The sequence below is a fragment of the Vibrio sp. 1-2 (7-a) genome, assembly GCF_013048515.1.
GTDB classification, from domain to species: Bacteria; Pseudomonadota; Gammaproteobacteria; order Enterobacterales; family Vibrionaceae; genus Vibrio; species Vibrio diabolicus.
In genome coordinates, this window is sequence record NZ_VHSQ01000002.1 from 146,879 (window position 1) to 163,880 (window position 17,002).

At 46.2% G+C, this 17,002-nt stretch carries 15 protein-coding genes; 3 read left to right on the forward strand and 12 right to left on the reverse strand.

Going from position 1 to position 17,002, the window contains the following annotated elements:
- Positions 1-41: 41 nt before the first annotated feature.
- Positions 42-656, reverse strand: coding sequence for a glutathione S-transferase (locus FKN08_RS08340; RefSeq protein ID WP_047009249.1), 615 nt, complete (start codon positions 654-656; stop codon positions 42-44).
- Positions 657-801: 145 nt separating this feature from the next.
- On the opposite strand from FKN08_RS08340, the gene FKN08_RS08345 reads away from it, so the two are divergent.
- The gene (locus FKN08_RS08345) at positions 802-1,377 is read left to right on the forward strand and encodes a TetR/AcrR family transcriptional regulator (protein WP_005395660.1); all 576 of its coding nucleotides are present in this window, start codon (positions 802-804) and stop codon (positions 1,375-1,377) included.
- 1 nt (position 1,378) lies between these two features.
- Positions 1,379-1,783, forward strand: coding sequence for a PPC domain-containing DNA-binding protein (locus FKN08_RS08350; protein WP_170891779.1), 405 nt, complete (start codon positions 1,379-1,381; stop codon positions 1,781-1,783).
- Between the two features lie 98 nt (positions 1,784-1,881).
- On the opposite strand, the gene nirD is transcribed toward FKN08_RS08350, so the two are convergent.
- From nirD to FKN08_RS08405, 11 genes are all read right to left on the reverse strand, one after another.
- Positions 1,882-2,217, reverse strand: coding sequence for a nitrite reductase small subunit NirD (gene nirD, locus FKN08_RS08355; protein ID WP_170891781.1), 336 nt, complete (start codon positions 2,215-2,217; stop codon positions 1,882-1,884).
- A complete protein-coding gene (gene nirB / locus FKN08_RS08360; protein ID WP_170891783.1) occupies positions 2,218-4,737 on the reverse strand; it encodes a nitrite reductase large subunit NirB in 2,520 nt (839 codons plus the stop codon).
- A gap of 10 nt (positions 4,738-4,747) precedes the next feature.
- On the reverse strand, positions 4,748-5,584 hold the full coding sequence (locus FKN08_RS08365; protein ID WP_104973758.1) for an ABC transporter ATP-binding protein: 837 nt from the start codon (positions 5,582-5,584) through the stop codon (positions 4,748-4,750).
- Positions 5,585-5,595: 11 nt separating this feature from the next.
- On the reverse strand, positions 5,596-6,561 hold the full coding sequence (locus FKN08_RS08370) for an ABC transporter permease (protein WP_005375889.1): 966 nt from the start codon (positions 6,559-6,561) through the stop codon (positions 5,596-5,598).
- Between the two features lie 80 nt (positions 6,562-6,641).
- On the reverse strand, positions 6,642-8,006 hold the full coding sequence (locus tag FKN08_RS08375) for a CmpA/NrtA family ABC transporter substrate-binding protein (RefSeq protein WP_170891784.1): 1,365 nt from the start codon (positions 8,004-8,006) through the stop codon (positions 6,642-6,644).
- A 265-nt stretch (positions 8,007-8,271) separates the two neighbouring features.
- Entirely contained in the window at positions 8,272-8,853 is a 582-nt protein-coding gene (locus FKN08_RS08380; protein WP_170891786.1) for an ANTAR domain-containing protein, read from the reverse strand.
- Between the two features lie 73 nt (positions 8,854-8,926).
- The gene (locus tag FKN08_RS08385) at positions 8,927-9,844 is read right to left on the reverse strand and encodes a dienelactone hydrolase family protein (RefSeq protein WP_170891788.1); all 918 of its coding nucleotides are present in this window, start codon (positions 9,842-9,844) and stop codon (positions 8,927-8,929) included.
- Positions 9,845-10,014: 170 nt separating this feature from the next.
- Positions 10,015-10,968 (reverse strand): glycosyl transferase family protein, encoded by a 954-nt coding sequence (locus tag FKN08_RS08390; protein ID WP_109169038.1) that lies wholly within the window; start codon positions 10,966-10,968, stop codon positions 10,015-10,017.
- Positions 10,965-11,870, reverse strand: a complete 906-nt coding sequence (gene cobA / locus FKN08_RS08395; protein WP_170891789.1) for a uroporphyrinogen-III C-methyltransferase — start codon at positions 11,868-11,870, stop codon at positions 10,965-10,967. Before cobA ends, FKN08_RS08390 begins: the two co-directional genes overlap by 4 nt.
- 20 nt (positions 11,871-11,890) lie before the next feature.
- Positions 11,891-14,536, reverse strand: a complete 2,646-nt coding sequence (locus FKN08_RS08400; RefSeq protein ID WP_170891790.1) for a nitrate reductase — start codon at positions 14,534-14,536, stop codon at positions 11,891-11,893.
- A gap of 292 nt (positions 14,537-14,828) precedes the next feature.
- Entirely contained in the window at positions 14,829-15,263 is a 435-nt protein-coding gene (locus FKN08_RS08405; protein ID WP_170891792.1) for an N-acetyltransferase, read from the reverse strand.
- A 381-nt stretch (positions 15,264-15,644) separates the two neighbouring features.
- Here FKN08_RS08405 and FKN08_RS08410 point away from each other — a divergent pair, with 381 nt between their 5' ends.
- A complete protein-coding gene (locus tag FKN08_RS08410) occupies positions 15,645-16,901 on the forward strand; it encodes an aromatic amino acid transport family protein (RefSeq protein WP_048625130.1) in 1,257 nt (418 codons plus the stop codon).
- The last annotated feature ends 101 nt before the right edge of the window (positions 16,902-17,002 follow it).

Here is a 17,002-nt window from a genome sequence, read left to right on the forward strand (position 1 = left end):
AGGCAATAGCAGCGAGCAATGATCTACTCGCTGCTGGTACATCAACTTAGAAATGCAGGCCGAGCTGAAACTTGCTCATACCAACGCGCAATGTTTGGTGCAGTAGTAAACACATCGATTTCTAGGCCTTTAATTGCAAAACCAATCAAAATAAAGCCTGTAATATCGACGATAGTAAAATGGTCAGCGGCAATGAACTCGCTTTCACCAAGTCGCTTATCTAACAACGGTAAAAACTCTTGCACGCGTTGCTTGGACTCTTCGCCCCACTCTTTAACACAACGCTCTCTATCTTCATAGATAGCTGTGATGTTTCTAAATGCTTGAAAAGCAGCATACAGACCTTGAAACTCCACCACGCGATGCCACATTTCCACTTGCGCGCGCTCAAGTTGGTTTGCCCCAAACAGAGCTAAATTATTTTCAAACGCTTCATCGAGATAGCGGCAAATTGCGACGCTCTCACAAATCGTCGTGCCATCTTCAAGCTCAAGCAATGGCACTTTTCCATTGACGCTTTTTTGCTTGAAATCTTCCGCTAGATTTTCGCCGTCACGTACATTTAAAGCGATGCGTTCAACATCGCCACCAATTTCCTTTAAAAAAATGCTAACTCGCTTACAACTTGGAGTTATCGCAGTTTCGTAGAGCTTCATTTTATATCCTTTTTTCTTTTTCTAACCGATTGGTTAGGATATACTGTAGCCAGTTTATAAACGATCAGTCAAGAACTTCATTTCCCAAAAGTTGTTCAATAAGTTTAGGAGTGGTTTGAGAAAAACCGCTCAGGTAGGTACACATATGGCAAGAAAAGCCAACTTCGATCGAGAAGAAAAACTATTAGTCGCTATGGACGTTTTTTGGCGCAAAGGTTTCGCTAATACATCCATCTCGGATCTCACCGACGAGTTGAACATCAACCGCTTCAGTCTTTACAACACCTATGGTGACAAGCAACAGCTCTACTACGAAGCGCTCGATACCTACTTGAAAAAGGTCTCGCTACCGTCACTGAATGATTTGGAAAAAGACGACGCGTCTTTACCTGAGTTAGAATCGTTCCTCAAATCCTTTGCTGAGCTGCAGCGCAAACGCAACTGTGGGTGTTTTATCCAAAATGCGTTGATTGAGCACGCTGGTGAAGACGATGATGTACTGCGTAAAGGGCATTTCTTATTTGACCATCTTATCGACATCATTGCAGATGCGTTGACCAATGCGCAGAAAGAAACCTTAGTGCCGAAAACGCTGAAACCAGAAGAGCTTGCTCGTTTTGTTCTCAACAACATGCAAGGCATGCGCGTACTTGGCAAAGCCAAACGTTATGCCGATTTGGATACGGCGCTTTCCTGCTTACTGGTTTTAATTAGGAAGTAACATGTCGATTGAAGTGATAGCAGTACGTCTTACCAAAGGCATGGACTTAAAGCTGAGCCTAGCGAAATTGGTCGAGCAGCACGGTATCAAAGCTGGCTCGATTGCTTCATGCGTTGGCTGTATCTCTCACCTCAACCTTCGTTTGGCAGGTGCAAAGAGTACGTTAACCAAACAAGAGCCATTTGAAATCGTCTCTGTGATGGGAACACTAACGCCTAAACATCAACACGTTCATATCTCGGTGTCTGATCGTGAAGGGCGAGTCTGGGGCGGGCATTTGCTGGAAGGTACAGTGATTGATACCACAGCAGAGTTGATTATCCATTCTTACTCAGAATTTGAGTTTACTAGAGCGATGGACGACTCGACTGGCTATACCGAACTGCAAGTGAATCCTTCCAAATAGTAAAAAGCTCCAGAGCCATACTGTGCTGTCTCTGGAGCTTTATTCGCTTGTCTCTTACGCTAAGAATTTACTCATATCGAGCAAGCTAATTTCGAGGATCATTCTTCGGCTAAATAACAAACCTGATTATCGTCTACCGTTACTTGCCACGTTTTTAGACCGTGCGCTTCGTCTTCTAAACACTGCCCGCTCTTTAAACTGAAGTGCTGTTTATACAGTGGTGATGCAACACACATCTCACCATCAATATCACCGACAATCCCTCGACTCATCACATAAGCCTTACCAATTGGATCCCAATCTTGAACGGCGTAAACACCGCTATCAGGAATGTAGAACAACGCGACATGCTCGCCTTCAATCAACACCGTGGCACCGATGAACGGCATTAGGTCATCAAGCTGACACAATTTCACTTTGGTTAACGCTGCCATTTACACCTCCTGTTTCACTGGAATACGCTGACCGCGCACACGTTGGTACGGCAAGACTTTGCTGCCCGACGTGCTGTTCAAGAAAGGACGGAAGCGTTGCAATTTTTGAGGATTATCCAACGTACTCTTCCACTCACACTGATAGGTATCTACGACTCGTGCCATTTGCTCATCCAATGAATCACATAGATTCAGAGAGTCATCCAAAATCACTTGTTTAAGGTAGTCTAAGCCCCCTTCCATGTTCTCCATCCACACTGACGTACGCTGCAAGCGATCTGCGGTGCTGACGTAGAACATCAATACTCGGTCAATCATGGTGATCAACTCTGATTTGGATAAGTCGGATGCAAACAAATCAGCGTGTCTTGGTCTCATGCCGCCATTACCACAAACGTATAGATTCCAGCCGTTTTCGGTGGCGATCACCCCAATGTCTTTACTTTGCGCTTCTGCACACTCGCGAGTACAGCCCGATACGGCAAACTTAAGCTTATGGGGCGCTCGCAATCCTTTGTAGCGGTTCTCTAACTCAATGGCTAATCCAACTGAATCATCAACACCATAACGACACCAAGTAGAACCCACGCACGATTTCACGGTGCGCACCGATTTACCGTAGGCGTGCCCTGTTTCAAAACCAGCATCAATTAAGGTTTGCCAGATTTCAGGAAGCTGTTCTAACTGCGCGCCAAATAAATCCACGCGCTGACCGCCAGTGATCTTGGTGTACAGATCGTATTGCTGAGCGACTTCACCAAGTACGATGAGTTTGTCTGGTGTAATTTCGCCCCCCGGAACACGAGGTACAATCGAGTAAGAGCCATCTTTTTGCAGGTTAGCCATAAAGGCATCGTTAGAATCTTGCAGAGACTGATGCTGCGGCTCCATGATGTGTTCATTCCACAAAGAAGCAAACACAGATGCCGCTGTCGGCTTACAAATATCACACCCATGCCCTTTGCCATGCAGTGCAATTAAGGTGTCGAAGTCTTTGATTTGTTCCACTTGGCAAATATGGAACATCTCTTGTCGACTGAGCTCAAAGTGCTCACAAAGGTGATTGTTAACCTCTACCCCCATGGCTGCCAATTGAGTATCCAATACCGACTTCACCATATTGCTACAGCCACCACAGCCAGTACCGGCTTTGGTGTTGGCTTTAAGGTCCGTCAGGTTGGTAGTGCCAGCTTGAATCTCGGCAACTAAGTCACCTTTTGTGACGTTGTGACAAGAACAAATGATGGCGCTGTCTGGCATCTCTCCATCAAGCATTCCGGTATCAAACAGTAGGTTCGCCGCGTGGTCTGGCAGGAGCGTTTTGTTCAAATAACACTGCAAAAGCGCATCGTAGTCGCTGTTGTCACCAACGAGAATCGCACCAAGCAATTGAGTGCCACTCGCATCAACCACCAACTTTTTGTAGATGCCTGCAACCGCATCTTGCAGCACCATTTCTTGAGCGCCTTCGGTTTGCATTTGTGCATCGCCGATAGACGCCACATCCACCCCAAGTAGTTTGAGTTTGGTGCTCATGTCTGCACCTTTAAAACCTTCGCTCGGCATACCAGTCAAGACATCGGCAGTGGTTCTCGCCATGGTGTAACCGGGTGCGACTAAACCGAATATCTTCTGCTCCCAAAGGGCACATTCGCCAATCGCATAAATATTCTCATCGCTGGTTTGGCATTGGTTATTAATCACAATGCCACCTCGCTCGCCTACTTCTAACTCAGCCAACCTTGCCAACTCATCTTGTGGGCGAATGCCTGCGGAGAAGACAATCACATCCACTTCGAGAGGATCTTTGTCTTTAAACACCATACGATGCTTAGACGTTTCACCATCGCAGATTCGTTCCGTACCCGTTGAGGTGTGAACGGTTAGCCCTAGCGCTTCAATCTTCTCTTTTAGCACTAAGCCAGCACCATCGTCTAACTGCACGGGCATCAGGCGGGGAGCAAATTCAATAACGTGAGTTTCTAACCCTAATAATTTAAGTGCGTTTGCCGCTTCTAAACCCAACAAGCCGCCGCCAATCACTGCGCCCGTTCTTGCGCCTTCACATGCTTTTTTGATTTGTGAAAGGTCATCAAGCGTGCGGTAGACAAACACGTTGTCTCGGTCTTTACCTTCAATTGGAGGCACAAACGGGTAAGAACCGGTCGCGAGCACAAGTTCGTCGTAACCCAGCACATCTTCACCATCAAGCAGAATGCGCTTTTGCTCTCTGTCGATGCCTGTTACTTGGCTGCCAAGTACGAGTTGGATGCCATGCATGTCGTACCATTCTTGGTTACTCAGCATCAAATCATCATGAGACTTACCCGCAAACAAAGAAGACAACTGCACACGGTCATACGCGATAAAACGCTCTGCACCAATCACGGTAATTCGGTGCTCCAAATGCGCGTTTTTCTGCACTAATTGCTCGACAAGGTGTTGCCCGACCATACCGTTGCCTACCACAACGATGTGGCTCAATGCGTTCTTTACTGGGATCGTTAAAGGACTGTTCATCGCTGCCTCCTTATGCCGTTTGCGCTGCAGTTTTGGGTTTGTCTTCTTTCGAAGCAGGAATCTCGACTTTGGATTGCTTCTCGTAAAGGAACTTCAACACCGCTTGTCGACACTTCTGATACTGCGCATCATCCGCCAGTGCTACACGCTCACGAGGACGCGGTAGATTCACTTCTAACACTTCACCAACGGTTGCTGCCGGTCCGTTAGTCATCATCACGATTTTGTCAGATAGCAGCACCGCTTCATCCACGTCATGGGTAATCATGATGACGGTATTGTTTAGCTCGGCTTGGATCTTCATCAATGCATCCTGTAAGTGCGCACGTGTTAACGCATCCAACGCGCCAAATGGTTCATCCATCAGCAAAACCTTTGGTTGAAGTGCCAGTGCTCTGGCGATGCCGACTCGCTGTTTCATACCGCCCGATATTTCATCCGGCTTTTTGTGCGCGGCATGCTGCATTTGAATCAACTCCAAGTAGTGATTCACTTGTTCCTGAATCCACGCTTTGCCCTTTTTGCCGGCAATTTGTTTTACTGCGAGCTCAACGTTTTGATACACGGTGAGCCAAGGCAATAATGAATGGTTTTGGAACACCACTGCGCGGTCTGGTCCCGGTCCAGCTACTTCTCGTCCATCGACGATCACGCCACCGTCTGTTGGCATGTGTAGCCCTGCGACTAAGTTCAATACCGTTGATTTACCGCAACCAGAGTGACCAATCAGCGATACAAACTCGCCTTTATTGATTTGCAAATCGACGTTCTTAAGCGCGATGAACTCACCATCTGGCGTTGGGAATCGCATCCCTAATCGCGTTAGATCTAATAATGCTTTTTCCATGATCTTTTCCCTTATCTCAACGCTTGTTGTTTATTCCAAGAAAGCCACTTTTGAAGTTGCAGCATGCCTCTATCGAGCATCAAACCGATAAAGCCAATGGTGATGACCGCCACCATGATACGCCCCAATGATGCTGAACTGCCGTTCTGGAACTCATCCCAAACAAATTTGCCTAACCCTGGGTTCTGCGCGAGCATTTCTGCCGCAATCAATACCATCCAAGCGATACCTAAAGAGAGACGTAAGCCGGTAAAAATCATTGGAATGGCAGAAGGTAAAACGATGGTACGAATGTGCTGCCACCACGAAAGTTGAAGCACTTTACTCACGTTGATTAAGTCTTTATCAACGCTCGTCACACCCACAGCGGTGTTAATCAGCGTCGGCCACAAGCTACACAGCGCCACTGTGATCAGAGAGTTAATGAACGACTTAGCAAACATCGGATCATCACTCACATAAGTGGCACTCACCACCATGGTAACGATAGGCAGCCAAGCCAAAGGTGATACAGGCTTGAGCAATTGAATGATTGGGTTGAACGCTTGATACAGCCCTTGATTAAGACCAAGCACGATACCAAGCGGAATCGCGATGACCGTCGCCAGCAAAAAGCCCGCAGTCACAGTCACTAAGCTTGTTATGATTTGATCGAAGAACGTCGGCTTACCTGTGTAAGGACGAATCTTCACTTCCGCGTCCGGATTCTTGGCTAACTTCGCAGCATTGCGCTTTTCCTGACGCTCGATAAACGCTTGTTCTTTTTCTCGCTCTTGCCAATGGTCATCGACAAGGTTGCTGAACTGCTGAAAAGTTTGCACAGGTCCCGGTAGCGTACCTAATGAGGTTTGCACTTCTCTCGCCGCTAAGTGCCACATTGCCAAAAAGATCAGCAAGCCAATGACGGGCAAAAGCACCAGCCGACTTCGGTTCACTACCTGCTTTGCAGGAAAAAGGGAAATGACATTACTAGACATACTCACTCCTAAGAAATTTACATCCTTGTTATTGCGGGCAGACTCTCCTGCCCGCTGTATTTTTAGTAGGACTGCTCATCCTAAACTTTGTCTTTTCCTTTAAGCCCAATAGAGAACTTCTCTAGATATTTGTTTGGCTCGCGACCGTCATAAACGATGTTGTCGATAAAGTGTGTTTGTGGCGCACGAAAACCATCTTCAGCACTGAAATCTGGGAAGTCTTTTTTGCTCAACACACCATCTTCAATTAGCGCTTGAGCCGCTTGTTGGTAGATATCTGGACGGTAAACCTCTTTTGCGACATCCATGTACCAATCATCGGATTTCTCGCTTGAGATCTGTCCCCAGCGACGCATTTGGGTTAGGTACCAAATCGCATCGCTGTAATACGGATAAGTAGCGTTATGACGGAAGAACACATTGAAGTCTGGCACGTCGCGTTTATCACCTTTCTCGTATTCAAATGTGCCGGTCATTGAGTTAGCGATAACTTCGGCATCGGCTCCCACATACTCGCTTTTTGATAGCATCTTCACTGCTTCTTGGCGGTTGGCATTGTCGTTTTCATCCAACCAATGTGCAGCTCGAATCAAGGCTTTCACTACGCGAATGTGCGTGTTTGGATACTTCTCAGCCCAAGCTTTGGAAACACCAAATACTTTCTCTGGGTTGTTCTTCCAGATTTCGTAGTCGGTCGCGACGGGCGTACCAATGCCTTTGAATACGGCTTGTTGGTTCCATGGTTCGCCTACGCAGTACCCTTTGATCGTGCCCGCTTCCATTGTCGCTGGCATTTGTGGTGGCGGTGTAACACTCAAAAGAACGTCAGCATCCAACTGGCCACTGTTGTCACCGGATTCTGGAGCATAAAAGCCTGGATGAATCCCACCTGCCGCTAACCAGTATCGCAACTCATAGTTGTGCGTCGATACAGGGAACACCATACCCATGTTGAACGGTTTACCTTTATCCAGATAGCTGTCCACAACTGGTTTTAAGGCATCCGCTTTGATTGGGTGAACAGGTTTGCCATCTGGTTGTTTTGGAATGTATTGCTTCATCTGCTCCCAAGTATCCTTGGAAACCGTGATTGCGTTGCCGTTCAAATCCATACTGAACGCGGTAATCACTTCCGCTTTTGTGCCGACACCAATCGTTGCGCCCAATGGCTGACCAGCAAGCATGTGCGCACCAGCAAGCTCACCATCGATAACTCGGTCTAAAAGCACCTTCCAGTTTGCTTGCGCCTCTAAAGTTACATACAAGCCTTCGTCTTCAAAAAAGCCTTTCTCATAAGCAACCGCCAGCGGTGCCATATCGGTTAACTTAATAAAACCAAACTTCAGGTCTTCAATTTCTGGCTCACCCAACTCTGCCTTTACGCTGACCGCGGTGAATACCGATAACGAAATTGCTGACACTTTCAGCATCGAACTCCATTTCATTGGTTTGCTCCCATAAAAAAAGCGCCACTACTCCGAAGAGCAGTAGCGCCGTTGCTAAGTCTACAATTACCGCCGTTGATAATTGAGATAAGCGATTCAACAATAAACCCGTTTTAACTAATCCAAGTACTGTGCCAACTTATTTTCTACTTTAAATACAGCACATTAGAGTTTACCCCGATTACCAAACAACTGTTTTTGCTTGCTGTTAGTGCAACACGCACCACGGTAGAATTTCTGCCATAACTCCAAAGTAGTAGAGAAGTTAATCCATTAACTGCAATGCCGTAATCAGATTCTTCGCCACTTGAGAGAGCGTTTGACTCGATTGCATGGCGGAGTTTCTTAACGCTTTATAAGCCTGCTCTTCATCAACGCTGTGCATCTTCATCAGCAGACCTTTGGCTTTTTCCACCAGCTTGCGCTCTTCGATCTTATGGGTCAGCAACTCAATTTCCGATTGCATACTTTCGAATTTCGCTCTCACTAATGTCGCATGTTCAATCCAAGGTTGAAGTGCAAACTCGCTATCGTTCGGCATGAGAACATAGTCCATTTTTTCTGATAACCGATTGATGTCATTCGATGATAACTGCTTTAAGACGATAAGAAGTGGTGCCGATTTTCTGCGACAGAAATCCACAATTAAACGCAGTTCCGCCGTCGGCTGCTGCCATCCAACAACAACGCGTGCCGATGGTTCTCGCTGCATCAAAGTTTCTAGTTGTGCCAATTGGCAGCCAACGATGTTGTCGTAATCTTTGCTCAACAAGCCGGACAGTCGAGCCTGCTCTTGAAGGCTATCACAGCACACTATGATGGGTGTTTTTGACGTTGATCGAGTCATGCACATTCCTTGTTTATATCTCACTCACTAAGAGAGACATAACAAGGACTGTGCCAATTAAAGTTGAAGCGTTTTAACTAGAGGCGAGATGTTCTTTGAAGAAACCTAGTGTGCGTTCCCACGCGAGCGCCGCTTCTTCTGGTGCGTAGCGAGCCGTTGAGTCGTTATGGAAGCCATGGTTGACGTTTTCATACATTAACGCCTGATATTGCGCATCGTTCGCGATCAATTGCTGCTCATAGGCAGGCCATGTGTCGTTGACGCGCTTATCGAGCCCTGCGAAGTGAATCATCAACGGCCCTTTGACCTGCTTTTGAATCTCTTGCGCCGCTGGTGTTCCGTAGAAAGGCACACCTGCATCCAGCTCTTCTGGCATTACCGCTGCAAGCATATTGACGATGTATCCACCGAAGCAGAACCCAACTGCGCCCAATTTACCGTTCCCACCCTCGTAGTGTTTAATGAAATTAGCAGCAGCAATAAAATCTTGTTCGATCTTGGCTCTGTCCATCTCTTTCTGCATGGCGCGACCTTCATCATCGTTCCCCGGATAGCCGCCGAGTGGATAAAGCGCGTCAGGAGCGAAAGCAATAAAGCCATCTTTCGCGAGTCGCCTGGCGACATCTTTGATGTATGGGTTTAGACCTCGATTTTCATGAATCACCAACACGGTCGGCGATTTTAAGGTCTTTTTTTGTGGCACAACCAAATAGCCGCTACCTTCCCCATGTCCATTGGGCGAGGCAAAGGTTTCATAGGTTGCTTTGATCTCAGGATCATTAAAGGAAACTTGCTCTGCGAGTGCATAATTTGGAGTCAGAGCATCAACCAGGGCCGTCATACTAAAACCTAAAACAGCGAGGCCACCAAGACGGTTGAGAAACTCTCGACGAGAGATTTTGCCATGTGCGTATTCGTCATACCAATCGAAAGCTTCTTGTGGAATGGGATGTGACGCCTTGTTGTTAGAGTTTGAGTGCTTTAGAACCATTATCCTTGTCCTCATTTCTTATCGAAAAGTAAACTCATCAGGCCTCACTGATGGTTGCCCCAACCAGCTGTGAGACACTTCAAGTGATAAATACATCACTGACAAGCTTACACAAACAATAGATAAAGGATTCCGATCCAACAACGTTTCGCGGTTAGCTCGTCACAGGATTAACTGCCACAACAATAGTTTTCCCAATAAGTAAACGCACGTTCAAAGGCCTGTTCCCTATCGTGCACTTGAGCAAAGAGCACAACGGTCATCGTTGCCAAAACCGTATTCGCCATTTGGTTCATGTCATCTTCTGACGTCCCAAACGGACAGTTCGTAGGCATTGGCACCTCAGACAGCATTTGCTCCGTCCAGTAGTGCGATGTCACGCCGCTTGTTTGGCTTAGCCAAACAGTTTGACTTACTTTCGGGTTGTATTCTGACTCACCCGATTGTCCTTTGAATGACACAACGGCGTGAGCGGTTTGACCGATTTCATATTCAACTTCAGCATGAAGTTGTTGGAATCCAGGATGGAAGCTACCACGAATACCAACCGTCGCCTGCCCCGGATTCAATGCACGAACCACGGTATTAATCGGCGTTCTAAGCCCATAACGATTCTTCCAACCGATCATGGTTTCTGCTTGAGGAGCAAATGCACTGAGCGGTAGATACACGATGTTTTGTGTTTCTAACACACGCTTTGCGTCTTCTGCTGATTCCGCTTTCGTAATAGCAAATTTGCCGAGGTAATCTTCGGCGTGTAAACGTCCAGATTGACGGTCGTGATAGCCATGCATCAGCACTTTATGACCATTATCGGCAAGGATCTTCGCTGCCAACAGGTGCCAAGGCTGACCTGCCGCTTCACGTTTGCCTGCGTAACATGGCCAGTCGATGTCTGCACCAATAGCAGGCATGCGGGATTGGAATGCTTTTACAAAGCCAGCGATTTCTTGTTGAGTCTCGTTTTGTACGCGGATCAGCATCAGCAGCATTGCCATTTGATCATCATCGCACTCTCCGTTTAGGTATTCATCCATAACTCGAAACGCTTGATCAAAGTTCAGTGGTTTTCTACCACGTTCGCCACGACCGACTGTTCTGATACATTCCAAAATGCTGCTCATATTCCCTCGTATTCCGTCACTGACTGTACGGTTTCTATTAGTTGTTCGCGCAGTTTGACAACTTCTCCCATCACAATCAATGCTGGGCTGATGCCTTTAAGTGTAATCGATAACTCATTGAGCTGATTGAGTTGGGTCACATGAACTTGCTGCTGAGGGCTGCAACCATGAGTGATGACCGCAACAGGGAAATCTTGGTTCAAACCAGCGCCGACTAAACCGATTTGTATGTCTGCCGATTTTTCTAATCCCATGTAGAACACCAATGTTTGTCCGCTTTGCATCAGTTGGCTCCACGCTTCAAATGCGCCTGTTACCACTTGCCCTGTAACAAAGGTAACGCTGCGAGCAACGCCACGATGAGTCAGCGGAATCAAGCTGTTTGCTGAACATCCAATCGCAGCAGTAATACCGGGGATGACTTCGTAAGCGATAGAGTGTTTGACGAGTGCTAATGCTTCTTCGCCTCCACGACCAAATACAAAAGGATCTCCCCCTTTTAAGCGCACAACTCGCTTTCCTTGTAGAGCGAGCGACACCATCAAATCACAGATTTCCTCCTGACCAATACTAGGTTGTCCGCATCGTTTGCCCACGTAAATCCAATCGGCTTGTGGCGAAGTCAACTCCAAAATATCTTTGCTAACCAGACGGTCGTACAACAGTACCTCTGCCGACATAATCGCTTTCACTGCCTTCACGGTTAACAAGTCTGGATCGTGCGGTCCTGCTCCGACAATCGAAACAAAACCTTTTTGATTCGCATCTAGATCTGCGGAGTGATTTTCTAAAAGTTGGTTCAGTTTGCTTGCTTGGTCATGCTTAGAAAAGCGAGACGAGCGTTCTTGATTCTGACTCGCTTGTCCTTTCTTAAACCAAGACTTTTGATAAGGCGCTTCCATGTGCTTATCCTCTTTCTGATTTACTTTATTTGCATCGCCAGACTTTGCTGGCTCGCTTGCTGTTTGCCCTTTTGATGCTGATGGCTGTCGACCATTTGTTTGATTTGAGAAACGCACGAACCACAGTTAGTACCGCATTTGAGTTTGTTTTGAAGCTGGGTCAGTGACGTGCAATCTTGTTTCTCCATCGCGTCATGTATTTGTTTATCGGTGACACGGAAACAACTACAAACCAGTTTAGCGCTGCTTTGCGATTGAGTAATGGTAAGCAGTTGCGATAGCTCCATCGGTTTGCCAATCAAGCCAGTAAAGTTGGTGTAGTCGGTTTGAATCGGTTCACTAGACACCACCAAAACAGAACGAATGATACGAACATCTCCAACAAGATCGTAATCCACCGCTAGCCAACCTTGGGCAATATCAATCGTGATCCTGCGGCTCTTTTCCGTTCGACAAAAACTCTGCTTTTTTGGTCGTTTATCGTGTGCGAAGCGCCAGATGCCCAAATTACTTTCTGATTGAAATGCGCTGTAGAGAAACTTGCCGGAATCAAACTGTGTCCCGATGAACATACCGTAGGTTTTTACCGCTGCGTCTTGCACTTCAACATAAGACGACTTAAATGCAGGTTGCCCAGAAATAGGGTCTTTTGCGCTGTTTATTATCGCGTTAACATTGCTTTCACCCCCATATCGGCCCGCCCAGTGCATTGACATAAACAGCTCCTGAAAACCCAAACCTTCATCAATGGCCACTTTGGCATAAATACTGGTGTTTGAAGTAGGCTGGAACAGCTTGGTGAGTTGTCCTGCTTTTAAGCGATTTTGAGTGGCGGAGAGTGTGTTCATGTACACGGTTGGTTCTAACTCTGAGGCGGCAAGGTGTGCGATATGCCCTGTACGCGTCATGGTATGCCATTGGTCGCGTTGTCTGCCCGTATTGAGCCACCAGCCTTTTGTTCTCTCTAAGCGTTGAGGCAATTCACTGGTCACGACAAAACGCGCTTTACCATCTGGGTGCGAATAGATTCCTTCAGCAAAAGGGCGCTCTCCTCCCCATTGTGTCGGCACCCACTCCTCGTATTCTTGCTCGGTTAAGTTCGCGTATTGAGACAGGTCGAGCTTCAATGGCGAATCAGTATTCATGCCTGTCATCGCCGCATATTCCCTGAATACCGCCCGCTCAGAAGTAAACGCAAAGCCATTTTGTGTCTTTTCCAATGTACACAGAGCTTGTCCGACTTGGCTTATCGCCCACCAATCTGGTTTTGCTTCACCAGGAGGCGTTTGAAACTGACGCTGCCTTGAAAGTCGACGTTCAGAGTTGGTTACCATACCTTGTTTCTCACCCCAACCAGCGGCTGGCAGCAACAGATCCGCGTAATGCGCTACATCCGAATCCGCTGTAATATCGGAAACAATCACAAACGGACAAATCTCTAGTGCACGTTTTACCAATTGGTTATCTGGTAAAGAAACCACGGGATTGGTTGCCATGATCCACAGAACTTTAATCTCACCACGCTCTACCGCCTCAAACAGCTCAACGGCTTTTAAACCGGGCTGAGTGGCAATTTCGGGTGAATCCCAAAACGCCTGCACTTGCTTGATAGACTCTGAGTCAAAAGCACGATGAACCGCTAACTGGTTGGCCAATCCACCGACTTCTCGTCCGCCCATCGCATTCGGCTGACCTGTAATAGAAAACGGCCCGCAACCTGACTTGGCAATTTTACCTGACGCCAAATGTGCATTAATAATGGCATTGCCTTTATCGACACCATTTTCGGCTTGGTTAACCCCTTGGCAAAACAGCGTGATTGCGGTTGGGCTTTGTGCGAACCATTGGAAGAATGTCGTGAGTTTTTCTTCTGAAATACCAATGGAAGACGTTAAATTAGTGACATCGTAACGCAAATCAGAAACTTCTTCTGCAAGCGCATCAAACCCGTCGGTGTGGGAATTTATGTATTCAGAATCAATACATTGCTGCTCGATAAGAAACTTGAGCAGCCCATTAAAAAGTGACACATCCCCATCGTTTTTAATCGGTAGATGCAAATCCGCTTGCTGCGCGGTGACCGTCTCACGCGGGTCAATGACCACCAGCTTGAGGTTAGGATTGCTCTCTCTCGCTTGTTGAATACGTCGGAATAACACGGGATGCGTCCAAGCGGTATTCGCACCGCAGATGATCAACAGCTCGGTATTATCAATGTCATCGTAATTGACTGGAACCACATCTTCGCCAAATGCGCGTACGTGAGCAGCAACCGCAGAAGACATGCATAAACGGGAATTGGTATCGATGTTCGCGCTACCCACATAACCTTTCATGAGTTTGTTGGCGACGTAATAGTCTTCCGTCAACAACTGACCAGAAACATACATCGCAACAGAATCTGGTCCAAACTCTGCTTTCGCTTGATGGATCTCTTGTGCAATTAAGTCTGTGACCGACTGCCATGATACTTCTTTTTCCCTTAGCTTGGGGTAGAGCAATCTTGAAGGCATTTGTAAGCTTTCTGCTAATGCGACACCCTTTACACACAGTGAACCGGAATTGGCCGGATGAAGCGCATCTCCAATAATCTTGTTATTGCTGATTTCAATTCCGCAGCCTACTCCGCAATACGGACAAGTTGTCTTTCTACACCCTTGTGACATAACGCCTCCTGCGCGACTAATCCTAAATTACAGGCAAAAAAAAGCCTCTCCCGAATCGAGAGAGGCAGCAATGCCTTTAACGCTGTTAGTACATTTTCAAAAGTAATACCCTATCCCGCTCTCGCCTGCTATAGAGAGCGGCGCATCGAGTTAACGATGAACATTTATCTCAAAGCAAACGAGATGCCAAGATTGAAAATTTTTAATTTACAAAACGTTAGAATGTAAACAACTATTGCAAAGTAATACCGCGCACTGATTGAGTGCAAGTTTCGTTCATTATCGTGCAGGGTTACTTTACTAATTCCATGACCAATCTAGACTCTTCGTCGCCGAAATAATGCGCTTCTTCTTTTAATACTTTGAAGCCAAGGGAGAGGTACAAAGACAATGCAGGCTGATTATTCGGATCGACCGTCAACTTCACACTTGAACCCAACTTCAACGGCGCGATGGTACTTTCAATCAGAGAACGCGCAATACCCTTACCACGATGTTGAGTATCGACAGCCAGTGACATGATCCAATATTGCTGTGCATTTGTGCTTGTCGTCAGCAAAATATACCCTGCGACTTGCTCCCCCTCTTTCGCCACTAGTAAGCTTTCCCCCCAACAATCAAAAGCTTGCCGAAAGAAAAATTGAGGATAGGCATGTTCTCCAAATAAAGTATTTTCAAGCGTATACACAGCCAATAAGTCGTCTTTATGTGCAGACAGAATGTCCATTCAATGATTCCTCCTTTAACATTTGTGGCGGCAGTATATACCTAAAGCTAATCTAAATGCAGGACTCATAGACCTGCCACTTGCTAGCCCTCCAATATGCACCATGGCTCATTAAGTAAGAGCAAGCTTCTTTAGCATATACATCCATGATTAAGTTTTAACCACAAAATCAAAAACCACCCATTAGTAAAAATTTGAAACATAACACCAATTTATTGCTTAATTTTCAGATTAAAATTCTAGTTTTTAAAAAAATTCATAGTTTGATAAGTTACAACCACCCCTTATCTTCAGCATGATTCACCACACTTCCGATGTGATAACAAACACCAAAACCTATACCATTCTCCGCATTATTATTTTTATAAAAGCGAGTTTTAAGTGAAAGAATCTCGAAATACGTTAAATTCCAGTGAATTAAACACAACAACATCTTGGTCAAAACACGATACACATTGGGTCCTTAGTCTGTTTGGAACAGCCGTTGGTGCAGGCATTCTATTTCTGCCGATCAACCTTGGTATTGGCGGGTTTTGGCCGTTAGTCGCAATGGCTGTGCTTGCTTTCCCAATGACTTATCTTGCCCACCGTGGTTTAGCTCGCTTTGTACTGTCTTCCAAGATCAAAAATGCAGACTTTACTGATGTAGTAGAAGAGCACTTTGGCGCAAAAGCGGGTCGCTCTATTTCACTGCTGTATTTTCTTTCGATCTTCCCGATCCTGTTAATTTACGGTGTCGGTATTACCAATACCGTAGACAGTTTTATGGTTAACCAAGCTGATATGGCTTCTTTGCCTCGCCCTCTGCTTTCAGGTGCACTAGTGTTTGCATTAATTGCCATTATGATGGCGGGCGAAAAAGTCATGCTACGGGCTTTTGCCATTATGGTTTACCCATTAGTGGCTATTCTTGCCTTTCTTTCATTTTACTTGATACCAAACTGGACCATGCCAATCATGGACGCCCCTGAAGCGTCTGCTTTTGCTAGCACTATGTGGTTAGCGGTTCCTGTGGTTATTTTCTCGTTTAGTCACGCGGCTGCGATTTCAAGCTTTGCAAATGTGCAACGTCGCCATTATGGCGATCAAGCGGATGCGAAATCCGAAATAATTCTTCGACGCACTAGCATCATGTTAATTGCGTTTGTGCTTATTTTTGTCTTTTCGTGTGTATTAGCGCTGTCACCAGAGCAATTGGCTCAAGCTAAAGAACAAAACGTGTCGGTGCTGTCTTATTTAGCCAATGCAACAGACAACCCATTTATCGCAACGCTTGGTCCTTTGGTGGCTTTTGTTGCTATCACTTCCTCTTTTCTTGGGCACTTTTTAGGTGCACGCGAAAGCTTAAATGGTTTAATTACTAAACATTCTAAACTGTCTGAAAAGCGAGTTGATCGTATCAGCGTTGCAGTACTTTTCTTTTCAATCTGGGCAGCAGCGATCATGAACCCAAGCATTCTTGGTATGATGGAAGCGTTGTCAGGGCCTGTTATCGCGATGATCTTATTTATTATGCCAATGTTAGCGGTATACAAAATCGATGCATTGAAACAATATCGTGGGAATGGCTCAACTTACTTTGTTTTAACTGCGGGCATTGTAGCGGTAAGTGCATTGATTTTTAGCTTCTTCAGCTAAAAAGTAGTTATTAGGTTGGATTTTCAGGGGAATACCTTATACGAGATTAAGGTGATTCCCTGAATTTTCTTACTCTTAAGCGGGTAACCATCGTTACCATT

Bases quoted from the DNA above. Each gene is read 5' to 3' on its own strand.
- FKN08_RS08345 (WP_005395660.1), top strand. From the start codon at position 802: ATGGCAAGAAAAGCCAACTTCGATCGAGAAGAAAAACTATTAGTCGCT.
- FKN08_RS08340 (WP_047009249.1), bottom strand. From the start codon at position 656: ATGAAGCTCTACGAAACTGCGATAACTCCAAGTTGTAAGCGAGTTAGC.
- FKN08_RS08350 (WP_170891779.1), top strand. From the start codon at position 1,379: ATGTCGATTGAAGTGATAGCAGTACGTCTTACCAAAGGCATGGACTTA.
- FKN08_RS08370 (WP_005375889.1), bottom strand. From the start codon at position 6,561: ATGTCTAGTAATGTCATTTCCCTTTTTCCTGCAAAGCAGGTAGTGAAC.
- FKN08_RS08405 (WP_170891792.1), bottom strand. From the start codon at position 15,263: ATGGACATTCTGTCTGCACATAAAGACGACTTATTGGCTGTGTATACG.
- FKN08_RS08375 (WP_170891784.1), bottom strand. From the start codon at position 8,006: ATGAAATGGAGTTCGATGCTGAAAGTGTCAGCAATTTCGTTATCGGTA.
- FKN08_RS08400 (WP_170891790.1), bottom strand. From the start codon at position 14,536: ATGTCACAAGGGTGTAGAAAGACAACTTGTCCGTATTGCGGAGTAGGC.
- FKN08_RS08365 (WP_104973758.1), bottom strand. From the start codon at position 5,584: ATGGAAAAAGCATTATTAGATCTAACGCGATTAGGGATGCGATTCCCA.
- cobA (WP_170891789.1), bottom strand. From the start codon at position 11,870: ATGGAAGCGCCTTATCAAAAGTCTTGGTTTAAGAAAGGACAAGCGAGT.
- FKN08_RS08390 (WP_109169038.1), bottom strand. From the start codon at position 10,968: ATGAGCAGCATTTTGGAATGTATCAGAACAGTCGGTCGTGGCGAACGT.
- FKN08_RS08380 (WP_170891786.1), bottom strand. From the start codon at position 8,853: ATGACTCGATCAACGTCAAAAACACCCATCATAGTGTGCTGTGATAGC.
- FKN08_RS08385 (WP_170891788.1), bottom strand. From the start codon at position 9,844: ATGGTTCTAAAGCACTCAAACTCTAACAACAAGGCGTCACATCCCATT.
- nirB (WP_170891783.1), bottom strand. From the start codon at position 4,737: ATGAACAGTCCTTTAACGATCCCAGTAAAGAACGCATTGAGCCACATC.
- nirD (WP_170891781.1), bottom strand. From the start codon at position 2,217: ATGGCAGCGTTAACCAAAGTGAAATTGTGTCAGCTTGATGACCTAATG.